This is a genomic window from Pantoea sp. SGAir0175 (assembly GCF_043547855.1).
The window spans coordinates 3277106-3292022 of sequence record NZ_CP028081.1 but is presented as its reverse complement, the minus strand read 5'-3'; the positions used below and the strand labels follow the sequence as shown (position 1 = coordinate 3292022).

14 protein-coding genes are annotated in these 14917 nt (G+C 58.9%); 9 read left to right on the top strand and 5 right to left on the bottom strand.

Going from position 1 to position 14917, the window contains the following annotated elements; all coding sequences use genetic code 11:
* The first annotated feature begins 1 nt into the window (after position 1).
* From lpxB to C1N56_RS15505, 8 genes are all read left to right on the top strand, one after another.
* The gene (gene lpxB, locus C1N56_RS15540; protein WP_058759532.1) at positions 2-1150 is read left to right on the top strand and encodes a lipid-A-disaccharide synthase; all 1149 of its coding nucleotides are present in this window, start codon (positions 2-4) and stop codon (positions 1148-1150) included.
* The gene (rnhB, locus tag C1N56_RS15535; protein ID WP_058759533.1) at positions 1143-1769 is read left to right on the top strand and encodes a ribonuclease HII; all 627 of its coding nucleotides are present in this window, start codon (positions 1143-1145) and stop codon (positions 1767-1769) included. The genes lpxB and rnhB overlap by 8 nt, the downstream gene beginning before the upstream one ends.
* Before the next feature lie 31 nt (positions 1770-1800).
* Positions 1801-5283 carry a DNA polymerase III subunit alpha gene (dnaE, locus tag C1N56_RS15530; protein WP_058759534.1) on the top strand — a complete coding sequence of 1161 codons (3483 nt, stop codon included), beginning with the start codon at positions 1801-1803 and terminating at the stop codon, positions 5281-5283.
* Between the two features lie 12 nt (positions 5284-5295).
* Positions 5296-6255, top strand: a complete 960-nt coding sequence (accA, locus tag C1N56_RS15525; protein WP_021507476.1) for an acetyl-CoA carboxylase carboxyl transferase subunit alpha — start codon at positions 5296-5298, stop codon at positions 6253-6255.
* Positions 6256-6486: 231 nt separating this feature from the next.
* Positions 6487-8637: a lysine decarboxylase LdcC gene (locus tag C1N56_RS15520; RefSeq protein ID WP_058770580.1), complete on the top strand. Its 2151-nt coding sequence runs from the start codon at positions 6487-6489 to the stop codon at positions 8635-8637.
* 75 nt (positions 8638-8712) lie between these two features.
* Positions 8713-9102: a VOC family protein gene (locus C1N56_RS15515; RefSeq protein WP_058770579.1), complete on the top strand. Its 390-nt coding sequence runs from the start codon at positions 8713-8715 to the stop codon at positions 9100-9102.
* A 54-nt stretch (positions 9103-9156) separates the two neighbouring features.
* On the top strand, positions 9157-10455 hold the full coding sequence (gene tilS / locus C1N56_RS15510) for a tRNA lysidine(34) synthetase TilS (protein WP_104094479.1): 1299 nt from the start codon (positions 9157-9159) through the stop codon (positions 10453-10455).
* Positions 10456-10470: 15 nt separating this feature from the next.
* Positions 10471-10779 (top strand): c-type cytochrome, encoded by a 309-nt coding sequence (locus C1N56_RS15505; protein ID WP_031279691.1) that lies wholly within the window; start codon positions 10471-10473, stop codon positions 10777-10779.
* A 39-nt stretch (positions 10780-10818) separates the two neighbouring features.
* Here the strand turns inward: C1N56_RS15505 and rof are convergent, their stop codons facing one another.
* Both rof and C1N56_RS15495 read right to left on the bottom strand, forming a co-directional pair.
* Positions 10819-11082, bottom strand: coding sequence for a Rho-binding antiterminator (gene rof, locus C1N56_RS15500; RefSeq protein ID WP_021507471.1), 264 nt, complete (start codon positions 11080-11082; stop codon positions 10819-10821).
* On the bottom strand, positions 11069-11269 hold the full coding sequence (locus C1N56_RS15495; RefSeq protein WP_021507470.1) for a YaeP family protein: 201 nt from the start codon (positions 11267-11269) through the stop codon (positions 11069-11071). Before C1N56_RS15495 ends, rof begins: the two co-directional genes overlap by 14 nt.
* A gap of 216 nt (positions 11270-11485) precedes the next feature.
* Between C1N56_RS15495 and arfB the strand changes: the two genes are divergently transcribed.
* Complete coding sequence (arfB, locus tag C1N56_RS15490) at positions 11486-11896, top strand: alternative ribosome rescue aminoacyl-tRNA hydrolase ArfB (RefSeq protein ID WP_021507469.1); 411 nt, start codon at positions 11486-11488, stop codon at positions 11894-11896.
* Between the two features lie 32 nt (positions 11897-11928).
* Here arfB and proS read toward each other — a convergent pair whose 3' ends face one another.
* The 3 genes from proS to rcsF form a co-directional block, all read right to left on the bottom strand.
* Positions 11929-13647 carry a proline--tRNA ligase gene (gene proS, locus C1N56_RS15485; protein ID WP_394516847.1) on the bottom strand — a complete coding sequence of 573 codons (1719 nt, stop codon included), beginning with the start codon at positions 13645-13647 and terminating at the stop codon, positions 11929-11931.
* A gap of 91 nt (positions 13648-13738) precedes the next feature.
* The gene (gene tsaA / locus C1N56_RS15480; RefSeq protein ID WP_282954705.1) at positions 13739-14446 is read right to left on the bottom strand and encodes a tRNA (N6-threonylcarbamoyladenosine(37)-N6)-methyltransferase TrmO; all 708 of its coding nucleotides are present in this window, start codon (positions 14444-14446) and stop codon (positions 13739-13741) included.
* Positions 14443-14844, bottom strand: a complete 402-nt coding sequence (rcsF, locus tag C1N56_RS15475) for an Rcs stress response system protein RcsF (RefSeq protein ID WP_021507466.1) — start codon at positions 14842-14844, stop codon at positions 14443-14445. The genes tsaA and rcsF overlap by 4 nt, the downstream gene beginning before the upstream one ends.
* Positions 14845-14917: the final 73 nt, after the last annotated feature.

Sequence of the window (14917 nt, the reverse complement as noted above, 5' to 3'; positions counted from 1 at the left end):
CATGTCAGTGCGTCCCTTAACGATTGCCCTGGTCGCCGGAGAAACCTCCGGCGATATTCTTGGTGCCGGATTGATTCGTGCGCTAAAAGCGCGCCATCCTGACGCGCGCTTCGTTGGCGTTGCCGGTCCGCTGATGCAGGCCGAAGGCTGCGAAGCCTGGTACGAGATGGAAGAGCTGGCGGTAATGGGCATCGTTGAGGTGCTTGGCCGCCTGCGCCGTTTGCTGCACATCCGCAAGGATTTAACCCAGCGCTTTACCGAGCTGCGGCCGGATGTCTTCGTCGGCATCGATGCCCCGGATTTCAACATCACGCTGGAAGGCAACCTCAAGCGTGCCGGCATTCGCACCATTCATTACGTCAGTCCCTCCGTGTGGGCCTGGCGACAAAAGCGCGTGTTCAAAATTGGCCGCAACACTGATCTGGTGCTGGCGTTTCTGCCTTTTGAAAAAGCGTTTTACGATCGCTACAACGTGCCGTGCCGCTTCATCGGGCACACCATGGCCGATGCGATGCCGCTGCAGCCGGACAAACTGGCCGCGCGGCGTGAATTAGGCATTGCTGATGATGCGCTGTGCCTTGGCCTGCTACCGGGCAGCCGCGGCGCGGAAGTGGAGATGCTCAGCGCCGATTTCCTGCGCGCTGCACAGCTGCTGCGCCAGCGCTATCCGGCGCTGGAGATCGTGGTGCCGCTGGTTAACGCGAAGCGGCGCGCGCAGTTCGAGCAGATCAAAGCCAGCGTCGCGCCGGAATTGCCAATGCACCTGCTGGATGGCAAAGGGCGCCAGGCGATGATCGCCAGCGACGCAGCGATTCTGGCTTCCGGCACTGCAGCGCTGGAGTGCATGCTGGCGAAATGCCCGATGGTGGTGGGCTATCGTATGAAGCCGTTCACCTTCTGGCTGGCGAAGCGGCTGGTGAAAACCCCGTACGTTTCGTTGCCTAACCTGCTGGCCGGCCGTGAGCTGGTGCAGGAGCTGCTGCAGGAGGAGTGCCAGCCTGCAGCGTTAGCCGCGGCGCTGGAGCCGCTGCTGCATGCCGGTCCGGAGCGTGACGCGCTGCTGGCCACTTTCACCCAATTGCATCAGCAGATTCGCTGGAACGCCGACGAACAGGCGGCGGATGCGGTACTGGAGATTGCCAATGGCTGAATTTATCTATCCTGACGCCCGGCTGATTGCCGGCGTTGATGAAGTCGGACGTGGCCCGCTGGTCGGTGCCGTGGTGACCGCCGCCGTGATCCTCGATCCAGCGCGGCCGATTGCCGGCCTGGCAGATTCCAAAAAGCTGTCTGAAAAGCGCCGCCTTGCGCTGTTTGATGAAATCAAAGAGAAAGCGCTGGCGTGGAGCCTGGGCCGCGCTGAACCGGAAGAGATTGATCAGCTGAACATCCTGCACGCCACCATGCTGGCGATGCAGCGCGCGGTTGCCGGTCTGCATATTGCACCGGATTTTGTTCTGATTGATGGCAACCGCTGTCCGGCGCTGCCGATGCCGTCGCAGGCGGTGGTGAAGGGCGATAGCCTGGTGCGGGAAATTAGCGCCGCCTCGATCATCGCCAAAGTCACGCGCGACCGCGAAATGGCCGAGCTGGACCTGCTGTTTCCGCAGTACGGTTTCGCCCAGCACAAAGGCTATCCGACCGCGCTGCACATGGAAAAACTGACGCAGTTTGGTGCCACACCTCACCACCGCCGCAGCTTTGCGCCGGTGCGTAACGCCCTGATTGATGCTGATGTGCTGGCCGCGCGCCAGCCGACTACGCTTTAATAGCCTGACGCTGTTTTAACCGGAAACTGATATGGCTGAACCTCGTTTTATACATCTGCGCGTACACAGCGATTACTCCATGGTTGATGGTCTGGCCAAGACCGGGCCGCTGGTAAAAAAGGCGGCCGCGCTCGGCATGCCAGCCATTGCCATCACCGACTACACCAACCTGTGCGGGCTGGTGCGCTTTTATGGCAGCGCGCACAGCGCCGGTATCAAACCGATCGTCGGGGCCGACTTCCAGGTGGCCAGCGATTTGATGGGCGATGAGCTGACGCAGCTCACCGTGCTGGCGGCTAATAACACCGGTTACCAGAATCTGACGCTGCTGATTTCGCGCGCTTACCAGCGCGGTTACGGTATCGCCGGACCGATTATCGATCGCGACTGGCTCCTGGAGCTGGGCGAAGGGTTGATTCTGCTGTCGGGCGGACGGCGCGGTGACGTCGGTCGCAGCCTGCTGCGCGGCAATAACGCGCTGGTGGCGCAGTGCCTGAGTTTCTATCAGCAGCATTTCCCTAACCGCTACTATCTGGAACTGACGCGTACCGGCCGGCCAGACGAAGAGGCCTATCTGCACGCCGCGGTTGAGCTGGCGATTGCTGAATCGGTGCCGGTGGTGGCCACCAATGAAGTCTGCTTCCTCAACGAAGAAGATTTCGATGCCCATGAAATCCGCGTGGCGATTCACGACGGCTACACGCTGGACGATCCTAAACGTCCGCGCAACTACAGTCCTCAGCAATATATGCGCAGCGAAGAGGAGATGTGCGAGCTGTTCTCGGACATCCCGGAAGCGCTGGAAAACAGCGTAGAGATTGCTAAGCGTTGTAACGTCACGGTGCGCCTCGGCGAATATTTCCTGCCGCAGTTCCCGACCGGCGACATGTCGACCGAAGATTTCCTGGTGATGAAGTCGCGCGAAGGGCTGGAGGAGCGCCTGGCGTTTCTCTTCCCGGATGAGCAGGTGCGTGCTGAACGCCGGCCGGAATATGACGAGCGTCTCGACATCGAGCTCAACGTCATTAACCAGATGGGCTTCCCCGGCTACTTCCTGATCGTGATGGAGTTTATCCAGTGGTCGAAGGATAACGGCATTCCGGTCGGGCCGGGACGTGGTTCCGGTGCCGGTTCACTGGTGGCCTATGCGCTGAAAATTACCGATCTCGATCCGCTGGAGTTTGACCTGCTGTTCGAACGTTTCCTTAACCCGGAACGTGTCTCGATGCCCGACTTTGACGTCGACTTCTGCATGGAAAAACGTGACCAGGTGATCGATCACGTGGCTGAGATGTACGGCCGCGATGCGGTGTCGCAGATCATCACCTTTGGTACCATGGCGGCGAAAGCGGTGATTCGCGACGTTGGTCGGGTGCTGGGGCATCCGTACGGCTTTGTTGATCGCATCTCAAAACTGATCCCGCCGGATCCGGGCATGACGCTGGAAAAAGCGTTCCAGGCGGAACCGCAGCTGCCGGAGATCTACGAAGCTGACGAAGAGGTCAAAGCGCTGATCGACATGGCGCGCAAGCTGGAAGGGGTCACGCGTAACGCCGGCAAGCACGCCGGTGGCGTGGTCATTGCGCCGACCAAAATCACCGATTTTGCGCCGCTGTACTGCGATGAGAACGGCCAGTTCCCGGTCACCCAGTTCGATAAAAACGACGTGGAATACGCCGGACTGGTGAAGTTTGACTTCCTCGGCCTGCGCACGCTGACCATCATCGACTGGGCGCTGAAGATGATCAACCCGCGGCGTGAAAAGCAGGGTTTACCGCCGATCGATATCGCCGCCATCCCGCTGGATGACAAAAAAAGCTTCGACATGCTGCAACGCTCGGAAACCACCGCGGTGTTCCAGCTTGAATCGCGCGGCATGAAAGATCTGATCAAGCGACTGAAGCCGGACTGCTTCGAAGATATGATCGCACTGGTGGCGCTGTTCCGTCCGGGGCCGCTGCAGTCGGGCATGGTCGATAACTTTATTGACCGTAAGCACGGCCGTGAAGCCATCTCCTACCCGGACATTCAGTGGCAGCATGAGAGCCTGAAGCCGGTGCTGGAGCCGACCTACGGCATCATCCTCTATCAGGAACAGGTGATGCAGATTGCCCAGGTGCTGTCCGGCTATACGCTGGGCGGCGCGGATATGCTGCGTCGTGCCATGGGTAAAAAGAAGCCGGAGGAGATGGCCAAGCAGCGTTCGGTGTTCCAGGATGGTGCTGAGAAGATGGGCATCAACGGCGAACTGTCGATGAAAATCTTCGATCTGGTGGAGAAATTCGCAGGCTACGGCTTTAACAAGTCGCACTCTGCTGCTTATGCGCTGGTCTCATATCAGACGCTGTGGCTGAAAGCACACTATCCGGCCGAGTTCATGGCGGCGGTGATGACCGCCGATATGGATAACACCGAGAAGGTGGTTGGACTGGTGGATGAGTGCTGGCGCATGGGGCTGAAAGTGCTGCCGCCAGACATTAACTCCGGGCTCTATCCGTTCCACGTCAACGATGACGGGGAGATCGTGTACGGCATCGGCGCCATCAAAGGCGTGGGTGAGGGGCCGATCGAAGCGATCCTCGAAGCGCGTAATCAGGGCGGCTACTTTAAAGAGCTGTTTGATCTCTGCGCGCGCACCGACACCAAAAAGATCAACCGTCGCGTGATGGAAAAACTGATCATGTCCGGCGCGTTCGATCGTCTTGGCCCGCACCGCGCGGCGCTGATGAGCGCGCTGGGTGACGCCCTGAAGGCGGCGGATCAGCATGCCAAAGCCGAAGCGACGGGACAGGCGGATATGTTCGGCGTGCTGGCGGAAGAGCCCGAGCAGGTTGAGCAATCTTATGCGGCCATTACGCCGTGGCCGGAGCAGGTGCAGCTGGACGGCGAGCGTGAGACGCTCGGTCTGTATCTCACCGGTCATCCTATCAATCAGTATCTGAAAGAAATTGAGCGCTACGTTGGCGGCATGCGCCTGAAAGACATGCATCCAACAGAACGTGGTAAAGTGACCGTTGCGGCCGGGCTGGTGATTGCCGCCCGCGTCATGGTCACCAAGCGCGGCAACCGAATTGGTATCTGTACTCTTGACGACCGCTCTGGCCGTCTCGAGGTGATGTTATTTACCGATGCGTTAGATAAATACCAGCAGCTGCTGGAGAAGGACCGTATCCTGATCGTCAGTGGACAGGTCAGCTTTGATGACTTTAGCGGTGGGCTTAAAATGACCGCCCGGGAAGTCATGGACATCGACGAAGCGCGGGAAAAATACGCGCGCGGACTTGCTATCTCGCTGACGGACAGGCAAATTGATGACCAGCTTTTAAACCGTCTCCGCCAGTCTCTGGAGCCTCATCGCTCCGGGACCATTCCGGTGCATCTCTATTATCAGAGAGCAGATGCGCGGGCGAAGCTGCGTTTTGGTGCAGCGTGGCGTATTTCGCCCAGCGATCGTTTACTCAACGATTTGCGGTCGTTAGTAGGGTCGGAGCAGGTGGAACTGGAGTTTGACTAAAACAGGAACATTATGAGTCTTAATTACCTGGATTTTGAACAGCCAATCGCTGAACTGGAAGCGAAAATCGACTCGCTGAAATCGATTGGTCGTTCGGATGAGAAACACGATATTAATCTGGATGAAGAAGTGCAGCGTCTGCGCGAGAAAAGCGTCGAGCTGACCCGTAAAATCTTCTCCGATTTGGGTGCATGGCAGGTTGCGCAGCTGGCGCGCCATCCGCTGCGTCCTTATACGCTGGACTATGTCCGCAATGCGTTTGACGATTTTGACGAGCTGGCCGGTGACCGCGCCTATGCCGATGATAAAGCCATTGTCGGCGGCATCGCTCGTCTGGATGGGCGTCCGGTGATGGTCATTGGCCATCAGAAAGGCCGCGAAACCAAAGAGAAAATCCGGCGTAACTTCGGTATGCCAGCACCCGAGGGCTACCGTAAAGCGCTGCGTCTGATGGAGATGGCCGAGCGCTTTAAGATGCCACTGATCACCTTCATCGACACGCCGGGTGCCTATCCGGGCGTGGGCGCGGAAGAGCGCGGTCAGTCTGAAGCGATTGCCCGCAACCTGCGCGAGATGTCAGGCCTGAAGATCCCGGTGATCTGTACCGTGATCGGCGAAGGCGGCTCCGGCGGCGCGCTGGCGATTGGCGTTGGCGATAAAGTGAATATGCTGCAGTACAGCACCTATTCGGTGATCTCACCGGAAGGCTGTGCATCAATTCTGTGGAAGAGCGCCGACAAAGCACCACTGGCCGCAGAAGCGATGGGCATCACCGCCGGACGTCTGAAAGAGCTGAAGCTGATCGATTCGATCATCCCGGAACCGCTGGGCGGCGCGCACCGTCATCCGGTGGACATGGCGGCAGCGCTCAAGCAGCAGCTGCTGGCCGATCTGGCCGATCTCGATGTGCTGAGCACGGAAGAGCTGCTCAACCGCCGTTATCAGCGCCTGATGAGCTACGGCTACGCGTAAGCGCCGAAAAGCCTTCACAGAAGCGGACCCCGGTCCGCTTTTTTTATGCCTGTTTGTACCTCAATGCGCACCCTGGGAAAAACCGGGTAGTAATCCTGTAGGGTCGCCATTCATGGCGACCTGAGATGCATCGCTGACAAACATCAGGCCAACAACGGCGCGATTCCGGAACATTCACCCGCCACTTTTCGCTATCCTTATTCCGTGCCACAACACCACAGGAGGTGAGCATTGAATATTATTGCGATCATGGGACCGCACGGCGCGTTCTACAAAGATGAACCGATTCGCGAACTGGACGCGGCGCTGAAGCTGCAGGGTTTCCAGACCGTTTATCCCAACAATGCCAGCGACCTGCTGAAACTGATTGAACACAACCCGCGCGTCTGCGGGGTGATATTTGACTGGGACGACTACAGCCTGGCGCTGTGCAGCGACATCAATCAGCTTAACGAATCACTGCCGCTGTATGCCTTCATCAACACCCATTCGCAGATGGATGTCAGCATTAATGAAATGCGCATGGCGCTGCACTTCTTCGAATACGCGCTCAACGCCGCTGACGATATTGCACTGCATATCCGGCAGTACACCGATGAGTACATCGACAAAATTATGCCGCCGCTGACCAAAGCGCTGTTCACCTACGTCAAAGAGGGGAAATACACCTTCTGCACGCCGGGCCACATGGGCGGTACGGCGTTTCAGAAAAGCCCGGTCGGCAGCCTGTTCTATGATTTCTTCGGCGCCAACACGCTGAAAGCGGATGTTTCGATCTCGGTCACTGAACTGGGCTCGCTGCTCGATCACACCGGTCCGCACCTCGAAGCAGAAGAGTATGTGGCGCGCACCTTTGGCGCTGAGCAGAGCTATATGGTCACCAACGGCACGTCGACCTCGAATAAAATCGTCGGAATGTACGCCGCACCGGCCGGCAGCACGGTATTGATTGACCGTAACTGCCACAAATCGCTGACGCATCTGCTGATGATGAGCGACATCATCCCCATCTGGCTCAAACCAACGCGCAACGCGCTGGGCATTTTGGGTGGCATCCCTAAGCGCGAATTCACCCGCGACAGCATCCAGCAGAAAGTTAACGATACCCCGCGCGCCAGCTGGCCGGTGCATGCGGTCATCACCAACTCAACCTACGACGGCCTGCTGTATAACACGCAATACATCAAACAGACGCTGGACGTGCCGTCCATCCATTTCGATTCCGCCTGGGTGCCATACACCAATTTTCACCCTATCTACAGCGGCAAAAGTGGCATGAGCGGCGAGCGCATTCCCGGCAAAGTGATCTATGAAACCCAGTCGACCCACAAACTGCTGGCGGCGTTCTCACAGGCGTCGCTGATTCACATCAAGGGCGATTACGATCACGACACCTTCAACGAAGCCTACATGATGCACACCACCACCTCGCCGAGCTACGCGATCGTCTCTTCGATTGAGACCGCAGCGGCGATGCTGCGCGGTAATCCGGGCCGGCGGCTGATTAATCGCTCGGTGGAGCGCGCACTGCATTTTCGCCGCGAGATCCAGCGGTTGCGCGAAGAGTCTGACGGCTGGTTCTTTGATATCTGGCAGCCGGAACAGGTGGATGAAGCCGAATGCTGGCCGATTCAGCCGGGCGACGAGGCGTGGCACGGCTTTACCCACGCCGATCGCGATCATATGTACCTTGATCCCATCAAAGTCACCATTCTCACGCCGGGCATGAGCGAACTGGGCCAGATGGCGGAAGAGGGCATTCCGGCCGCGCTGGTGGCGAAATTCCTCGACCAGCGTGGCATCGTGGTGGAGAAGACCGGACCGTATAACCTGCTGTTCCTGTTCAGCATTGGCATCGATAAAACCAAAGCGATGAGCGTGCTGCGCGGGCTGACGGAGTTCAAACGTGCCTACGATCTCAACCTGCGGGTAAAAAACATGCTGCCGGATCTCTATGCTGAAGATCCTGACTTCTACCGTAATATGCGCATCCAGACGCTGGCGCAGGGCATTCATCAGCTGATCCTGCAGCACGATTTGCCGCGTCTGATGCTGCGGGCATTTGACGTTCTGCCGGAGATGAAGATGACGCCGCACCAGGCGTTTCAGCGGCAGGTGCAGGGACAGGTGGAAACCGTGGACATTCGCGAGCTGGTCGGGCGGATTTCAGCCAACATGATCCTGCCTTATCCGCCAGGCGTGCCGCTGGTGATGCCGGGCGAGATGATTACCGAACAGAGCCGGGCGGTGCTGGATTTCCTGCTGATGCTCTGTACCATCGGGCGGCACTATCCCGGCTTTGAAACGGATATTCACGGTGCCACGCTCACCGACGACGGTCGCTATCTGGTGCGCGTGCTGCGCGACGAGCCTGCGCGCTAACTTCAGATAATTGCATCTTTTCAGCGCCGCGCCGGGCACGTAGGCTAAGCGGCTCAGAATACTTTCGGAGCCGCTATGCTGCAGATAAAACAGATCCACCACATCGCCATTATTGCCACCGATTATCAGCGCAGTAAGGCGTTTTACTGCGACGTGCTGGGCTTTGAGCTGCTGGGTGAATACTATCGCGCTGAGCGCGACTCATGGAAAGGCGATCTTGGCCTTAATGGCGTCTATACCATTGAGCTGTTCTCGTTTCCTGCGCCGCCGCCGCGCGTCAGCGGGCCGGAAGCGTGCGGGCTGCGCCATCTGGCGTTTTGTGTGGATGATGTCGAACAGTCGGTTGCCGCGCTGGCAGAAAAGGGCGTGGTGTGCGAGCCGATCCGCATCGATGCTCTCACCGGTAAAGCCTGCACCTTCTTCCCCGATCCGGATGGTTTGCCGCTGGAGCTGTATCAGGCGTAAAATAGCGCGCGCAGTGAGCCGCAATCCGGCGGTTCACCTCAACGGAATGCGTGCATGTCCTTTTCTCATCTTGCTGCGCTGCTGCCAGCCGATGCCCGCTGCGTGCTGGCATTCAGCGGCGGGCTCGATTCCAGCGTCCTGCTGCATCAGTTAGTGAGCTGGCAACGCCAGCAGCCGCAGCTGCGCGTGCGCGCATTACACGTGCATCATGGTTTAAGCCCCAACGCCGATCGCTGGGCGGCGCACTGCCAGCAGCAGTGTCAGCAGTGGCACATTCCCTGCGAGGTGCTGCGCGTGCAGGTGGATGCTCGCGCCGGCGGGATCGAAGCCGCAGCCCGCACGGCGCGCTATCAGGCGTTATTTAGTCATCTGCAACCCGGTGAGTACTTACTTACTGCTCAGCACCTCGATGACCAGGCTGAAACGCTGCTGCTGGCGCTGAAACGCGGCAGCGGTCCGGCTGGTCTGGCGGCGATGCCGCAGCAGCGGCAGGTTAACGGCCACTGGCATCTGCGCCCGTTGCTCAACCTCAGCCGTCAGCAGCTTGAAGCTTACGCTGTCGGGCACCAGCTGGACTGGATTGACGATGAGAGCAACGCTGACCGTCGCTACGATCGCAATTTCCTGCGCCAGGACGTGCTGCCGCTGCTGCAGGCGCGCTGGCCGCACTTCAGCGCGGCCAGTGCCCGCAGCGCAGCGCTATGCGGTGAGCAGGAGCAACTGCTGGATGAGCTGCTCAGCGAGCAGCTGGCGCAGCTGACCGATGCCCAGGGCGCACTGCATTTTCCGCCGCTGCTGGCCTGTAGCGAGGCACGGCGGCACGCGCTGCTGCGGCGCTGGATTAGCGAACGTGGTGGCGCAATGCCCGCGCGCGACGCGCTGCAGCGCATTACCGACGAGGTGATGCACAGCCGTGAAGATGCGCAGCCGTGTCTGCGCTTTGGCGCGCACGAACTGCGGCGCTACCGGGAACGGCTTTACTGGCTGCCGCGACAGCACTCACTGAGTCAGCACTCGCTAACCTGGCAGCCGCAGACGCAGCCATTAATTTTGCCTGATGGGCTGGGTGAACTGCGCGCCATTCCGGCGCAGGCGGAACTGCGCCAGCCGGCGGCGGATGAGCAGGTTATTGTGCGCTTTCAGGCCCACGGCTATCACCATGTTGTCGGCCGGGCTGGTGGTCGCGAAATGAAAAAACTGTGGCAGGAGCTGGGCGTCCCGCCGTGGCAGCGCGAACGCATTCCGTTGATTTACTACAACCAGACGCTGATTGCTGCGCCGGGGCTGTTTGTCACCCGCGCAGGCGCGGCGGGCGAGACGCAAGGCTGGCAGGCGATCTGGTCAACACCCTAAAAAGGAACAGCAATGATGAAACAGTGGATTGTCGCGGCGCTACTGGCTGCTGCGCTGCCGGCGTTTGCGCAGGGCGACGTCAAGGCTGGCGCGCAGAAAGCCGCCAGCTGTATGGCGTGCCATGGCGCGGAAGGTAAGAGCGCGGTGCCGCTTTACCCTAATCTGGCCGGGCAGCATGCGCCCTACCTGCTGCATTCGCTGCAGGCCTACAAAAAAGGCGAGCGCAGTGGCGGTCAGGCAGAGGTGATGAAAGCCTTTGTGGCCGGGTTGAGCGATCAGGATATGGATGATTTAGCGGCGTACTACGCTTCGCTGCAGCCTTAAGCGAGGTGGGCGGGAATAGCTTTCCCGCCCGGGGAGAGATTATTCGTCTTCGCTGACGATAACGGTGCCCAGCTCAGGATGGCTGAAGCTGGCGATGTGGTCGAGGCGCAGCTCGCGCGTTTCACCGGAGAGGTCGACCGCAAGATACTCGACGTTTTTACGTGAGACCATGTCCACGGCTTTCGCTTTCAGCTGGTCGCCGTTTTTGAGCTCCAGCGACAGCGTCCAGTGTTTGGTACAGGCGAGCTCGAGGTTGTCGTAGTCATCACAGTTGATGGGTTTGTAGGCTTCATTCGTCAACATAGTCGCTCACCAATAAGTTTGCAGCGGCATACGCTGCCTGTTCCCTGACAGAAGAGTTTAGCGCAGAATTAGCGGCAATATCATTGAGTGCTTTCAGTGCGCATCCGATCGCGTCTGGCACATACCCCAGGTCGCCGCTGCCAATCCCGGCATACTTCTGGCGAACTAACTCACAATACTTTTGCACATACACCTCCTCAGCAGAGCATCAATACTCTGGTTGATATGCGACTATATCACAGGGGTTCGCTGGAAATCAGCCAGGGGGCGCAGGGAAGGTGGCAAAGAAAGGGCAAAAAGTGACAGCCAGCACTGGTCTCAGCCAGCCTGGCGGCGCACAAAAGGTTAAGTTGATGAACAGGTTATTTCCGGATACAACCGCGCTGATAACGGCAGGTGGCAGATGATTGTGCTGTCACGTAGTGTTTCAATTGCGGACAATGAAGTGGAGCTCAGTGCCATTCGCGCTCAGGGCGCGGGCGGCCAGCACGTCAATAAGACGTCGACCGCTATCCATCTGCGTTTCGATATTCACGCCTCGTCGCTACCGCCGTTTTATAAACAGCGGCTGCTGGAGGCGAACCACCATTTGATCAGCGCCGATGGCGTGGTGATTATCAAAGCGCAGGAGTATCGCAGCCAGGAGATGAACCGCGAGGCGGCGCTGCAGCGGCTGATCAACCTGATACGCGAGCTGACGACGGTGGAGAAAGTGCGCCGCGCGACGCGCCCGACGCGGGCGTCCAGAGAGCGGCGGCTGGAAGGTAAATCACGACGCAGCAATGTGAAGGCGCTGCGCGGCAAGCTGCGCTAAAAAAAACGCCTCCGGCAGGAGGCGTCAGGGGATTACTTGTTGAGTGCGCGGCTGAGGAAGTCGACGATGTCGTGCTGCTTAATCATCTGCTTCTCGCTGACGGCGCGGGCTTTGTACTCGATCTCCTGGTTATCCAGGTTGCGGTCGCCAATCACGATAGTGTGCGGTACGCCGATCAGTTCCATATCGGCAAACATCACGCCCGGACGCTCTTTACGATCGTCAAGAATGACGTCGATGCCTTTGGCGCGCAGCTCGTTGTACAGCTGTTCCGCCAGCTCTTTCACGCGGAAGGATTTGTGCATGTTCATCGGCAGAATCGCCACTTCGAACGGTGCCAGCGCTGCAGGCCAGATAATCCCGCGCTCGTCGTGGTTCTGTTCGATAGCCGCCGCCACGACGCGGGTGATACCGATACCGTAGCAGCCCATGGTCATGATCTGATTGCGACCATCTTCACCCTGTACCGCTGCCTTCATCGCATCCGAATATTTGGTGCCGAGCTGGAAGATGTGGCCGACTTCAATGCCGCGCTTAATCATCAGCACGCCTTTGCCATCCGGGCTCGGATCGCCTTCTACCACGTTACGAATATCTTCTACGCGTGCTTCTGGCAGATCGCGACCCCAGTTAATGCCGGCATAGTGCTGGCCATCAATGTTGGCGCCTGCCGCGAAGTCACTCATTTTTGCCACGGTGCGGTCAGCAATCACCGGGATGGTCAGACCGACCGGACCGAGAGAGCCAAAACCGGCACCGATGGCGGCGCGAATCTCTTCCTCGCTGCCCATTTCCAGTGGCGCGGCCACGATGTCCAGATGCTCGGCTTTGATTTCGTTGAGCTCGTGGTCGCCGCGTAACAGCAGCGCAACCAGCGAATGACCGCTCTCTTCGCTGGCTTTCACGACCAGCGTTTTCACCGTTTTTTCTACCGGGATCTGGTGCTGTTCGACCAGCTCGGCGATGGTCTTCGCGTTTGGCGTGGCGAACTGCGTCAGCGCCTGCGTTGCCGCCGGGCGCTCACCGGCAGGTGCCAGCGCTTCGGCTTTCTCAATGTTGGCCGCGTAATCGGACTCGCTGGAGAAGATCACATCATCTTCACCACTCTGCGCCAGCACCTGGAACTCATGCGAGCCGCTGCCGCCAATCGAACCGGTATCGGCCTGCACGGCGCGGAAATCCAGCCCCATGCGGCTGAAGCTCTGGCTGTAGGCGCGGTACATCGCATCGTAAGTTTCCTGCAGCGACTCCTGCGAGGTGTGGAATGAGTACGCATCCTTCATGATAAATTCGCGCGAACGCATCACGCCAAAACGCGGGCGTACTTCATCACGGAATTTGGTCTGGATCTGATAGACGTTGAGCGGCAGCTGCTTATAGGAGCTCAGCTCGTTGCGGATCAGGTCGGTGACCACTTCTTCATGGGTCGGACCCAGCACGAACGGACGTTCGTGGCGGTCTTTAATGCGCAGCAGCTCCGGGCCGTACTGCTCCCAGCGACCGCTCTCTTCCCACAGATCGGCTGGCTGAACCACCGGCATAGAGATCTCAATCGCACCGGCGTTGTTCATCTCTTCGCGCACGATGTTTTCAACTTTTCGCAGCACGCGAATACCGGTCGGCAGCCAGGTATAGAGACCGGAAGCCAGTTTGCGGATCATACCGGCGCGCAGCATCAGCTGGTGGCTGATCACTTCAGCATCGGAAGGCGTCTCCTTCAGGGTGGAGAGCAGATATTGAGTAGTACGCATTAATTTACGATTCCAGTTGTACGGAAGGATACGAACAAAAAATTTGCTGGCGGCTAGTGTACCAGCGAGATCCGTCACTCAAAAGCTTGTTTTAGCGCGGATCGAGCGCGATCACCTCGGTTCCCGCCGCGTCAATGCGCCAGCGCACATTAAAGTCGAGCAGCCAGGCGGCATATTCACGGCCAGGGCTTTCACCTTTGCGATAAGCGGGACGCGGATCCTGCGCCAGCACTTCAGTGATAAAGCGCGCCAGCTGCGGGTAATCGCGTTGCTGCTGTTGCAGCTGTTGCTGCGCCTGCGCGGAGAAACGCACCGGCATGCTGGCGTCGGGCGCGCTCTGGGCGAACCCCGCGCGCGCCTCAGGCAGCGCTTCGGCGAAGGGCAGGTAAGGCTTGATATCCACCACTGGGGTGCCGTCCACCAAATCGAGGCTGCCTAATTGCAGAATCACCTGTTGCTGCTCGCAGCGGATGCCTTTGAGCTCAACCAGCGACATGCCGATAGGATTGGGGCGAAAGGTCGAGCGGGTGGCAAATACGCCCATGCGGGCATTACCGCCGAGGCGCGGCGGGCGTACGGTTGGGCGCCAGCCGCCGGCCATGGTCTGGTGAAAGACGAACAGCACCCACAGATGGCTGAATGCCTCCAGTCCACGCACCGCTTCAGGCTGATTGTACGGCGCCAGCAGATGCAGTTCGCCACCGCCGTCCTGCACCAGACCCGGCTGGCGCGGTACGGCAAATTTCTCTTTCCACGGCGAACGGATCACGCCGATTTGCGCAAAGGCAAATTCACTCATTGATTGGAGACTTTCAGCGCGGAACCCTGGCATACCGCCTGGCGATAGCAGCCTGGCGTGCTGGAGACAATTTCACACTTGTGCAGCAGCACGGCGTTGGCTTTCATGCCGGCCGCTTTAATCTGCAGGCGTTTACGCGCGGTATTGAGGTTCGGCGGTGAGTCCTGGGTGCTGCTCTGGCAATCATCACCCGACACTTCGCCCAGATCGCGGAACGGATTGCTGACCAGATCGGTCGCATCGGTATAGATCTTAACCGGGGCCGGACGCGCAGCCGGTTTGCGCTGAGGTTCGCTGGTTGATTGCTGCGGGCGAGACGGAGCACTGCTTATTGGGTGATATTCACGCACGCACCCGGTCAGCATCAATGCCAACAAGCAGAGCGGTAAAAAACGCATGGCAACATCCTCATGTAATATAAAGTGGCGTTATTGAAACAAGGACGACCAGAAATAACAAGTCAGCTGCCAC

What these genes read in the sequence shown, in the direction of transcription:
- C1N56_RS15505 (WP_031279691.1), top strand. Translation starts at nt 10,471, where the DNA reads ATGAAACAGTGGATTGTCGCGGCGCTACTGGCTGCTGCGCTGCCGGCG.
- tsaA (WP_282954705.1), bottom strand. Translation starts at nt 14,446, where the DNA reads ATGAGTGAATTTGCCTTTGCGCAAATCGGCGTGATCCGTTCGCCGTGG.
- accA (WP_021507476.1), top strand. Translation starts at nt 5,296, where the DNA reads ATGAGTCTTAATTACCTGGATTTTGAACAGCCAATCGCTGAACTGGAA.
- rnhB (WP_058759533.1), top strand. Translation starts at nt 1,143, where the DNA reads ATGGCTGAATTTATCTATCCTGACGCCCGGCTGATTGCCGGCGTTGAT.
- lpxB (WP_058759532.1), top strand. Translation starts at nt 2, where the DNA reads ATGTCAGTGCGTCCCTTAACGATTGCCCTGGTCGCCGGAGAAACCTCC.
- arfB (WP_021507469.1), top strand. Translation starts at nt 11,486, where the DNA reads ATGATTGTGCTGTCACGTAGTGTTTCAATTGCGGACAATGAAGTGGAG.
- proS (WP_394516847.1), bottom strand. Translation starts at nt 13,647, where the DNA reads ATGCGTACTACTCAATATCTGCTCTCCACCCTGAAGGAGACGCCTTCC.
- rcsF (WP_021507466.1), bottom strand. Translation starts at nt 14,844, where the DNA reads ATGCGTTTTTTACCGCTCTGCTTGTTGGCATTGATGCTGACCGGGTGC.
- rof (WP_021507471.1), bottom strand. Translation starts at nt 11,082, where the DNA reads ATGTTGACGAATGAAGCCTACAAACCCATCAACTGTGATGACTACGAC.
- tilS (WP_104094479.1), top strand. Translation starts at nt 9,157, where the DNA reads ATGTCCTTTTCTCATCTTGCTGCGCTGCTGCCAGCCGATGCCCGCTGC.
- dnaE (WP_058759534.1), top strand. Translation starts at nt 1,801, where the DNA reads ATGGCTGAACCTCGTTTTATACATCTGCGCGTACACAGCGATTACTCC.
- C1N56_RS15515 (WP_058770579.1), top strand. Translation starts at nt 8,713, where the DNA reads ATGCTGCAGATAAAACAGATCCACCACATCGCCATTATTGCCACCGAT.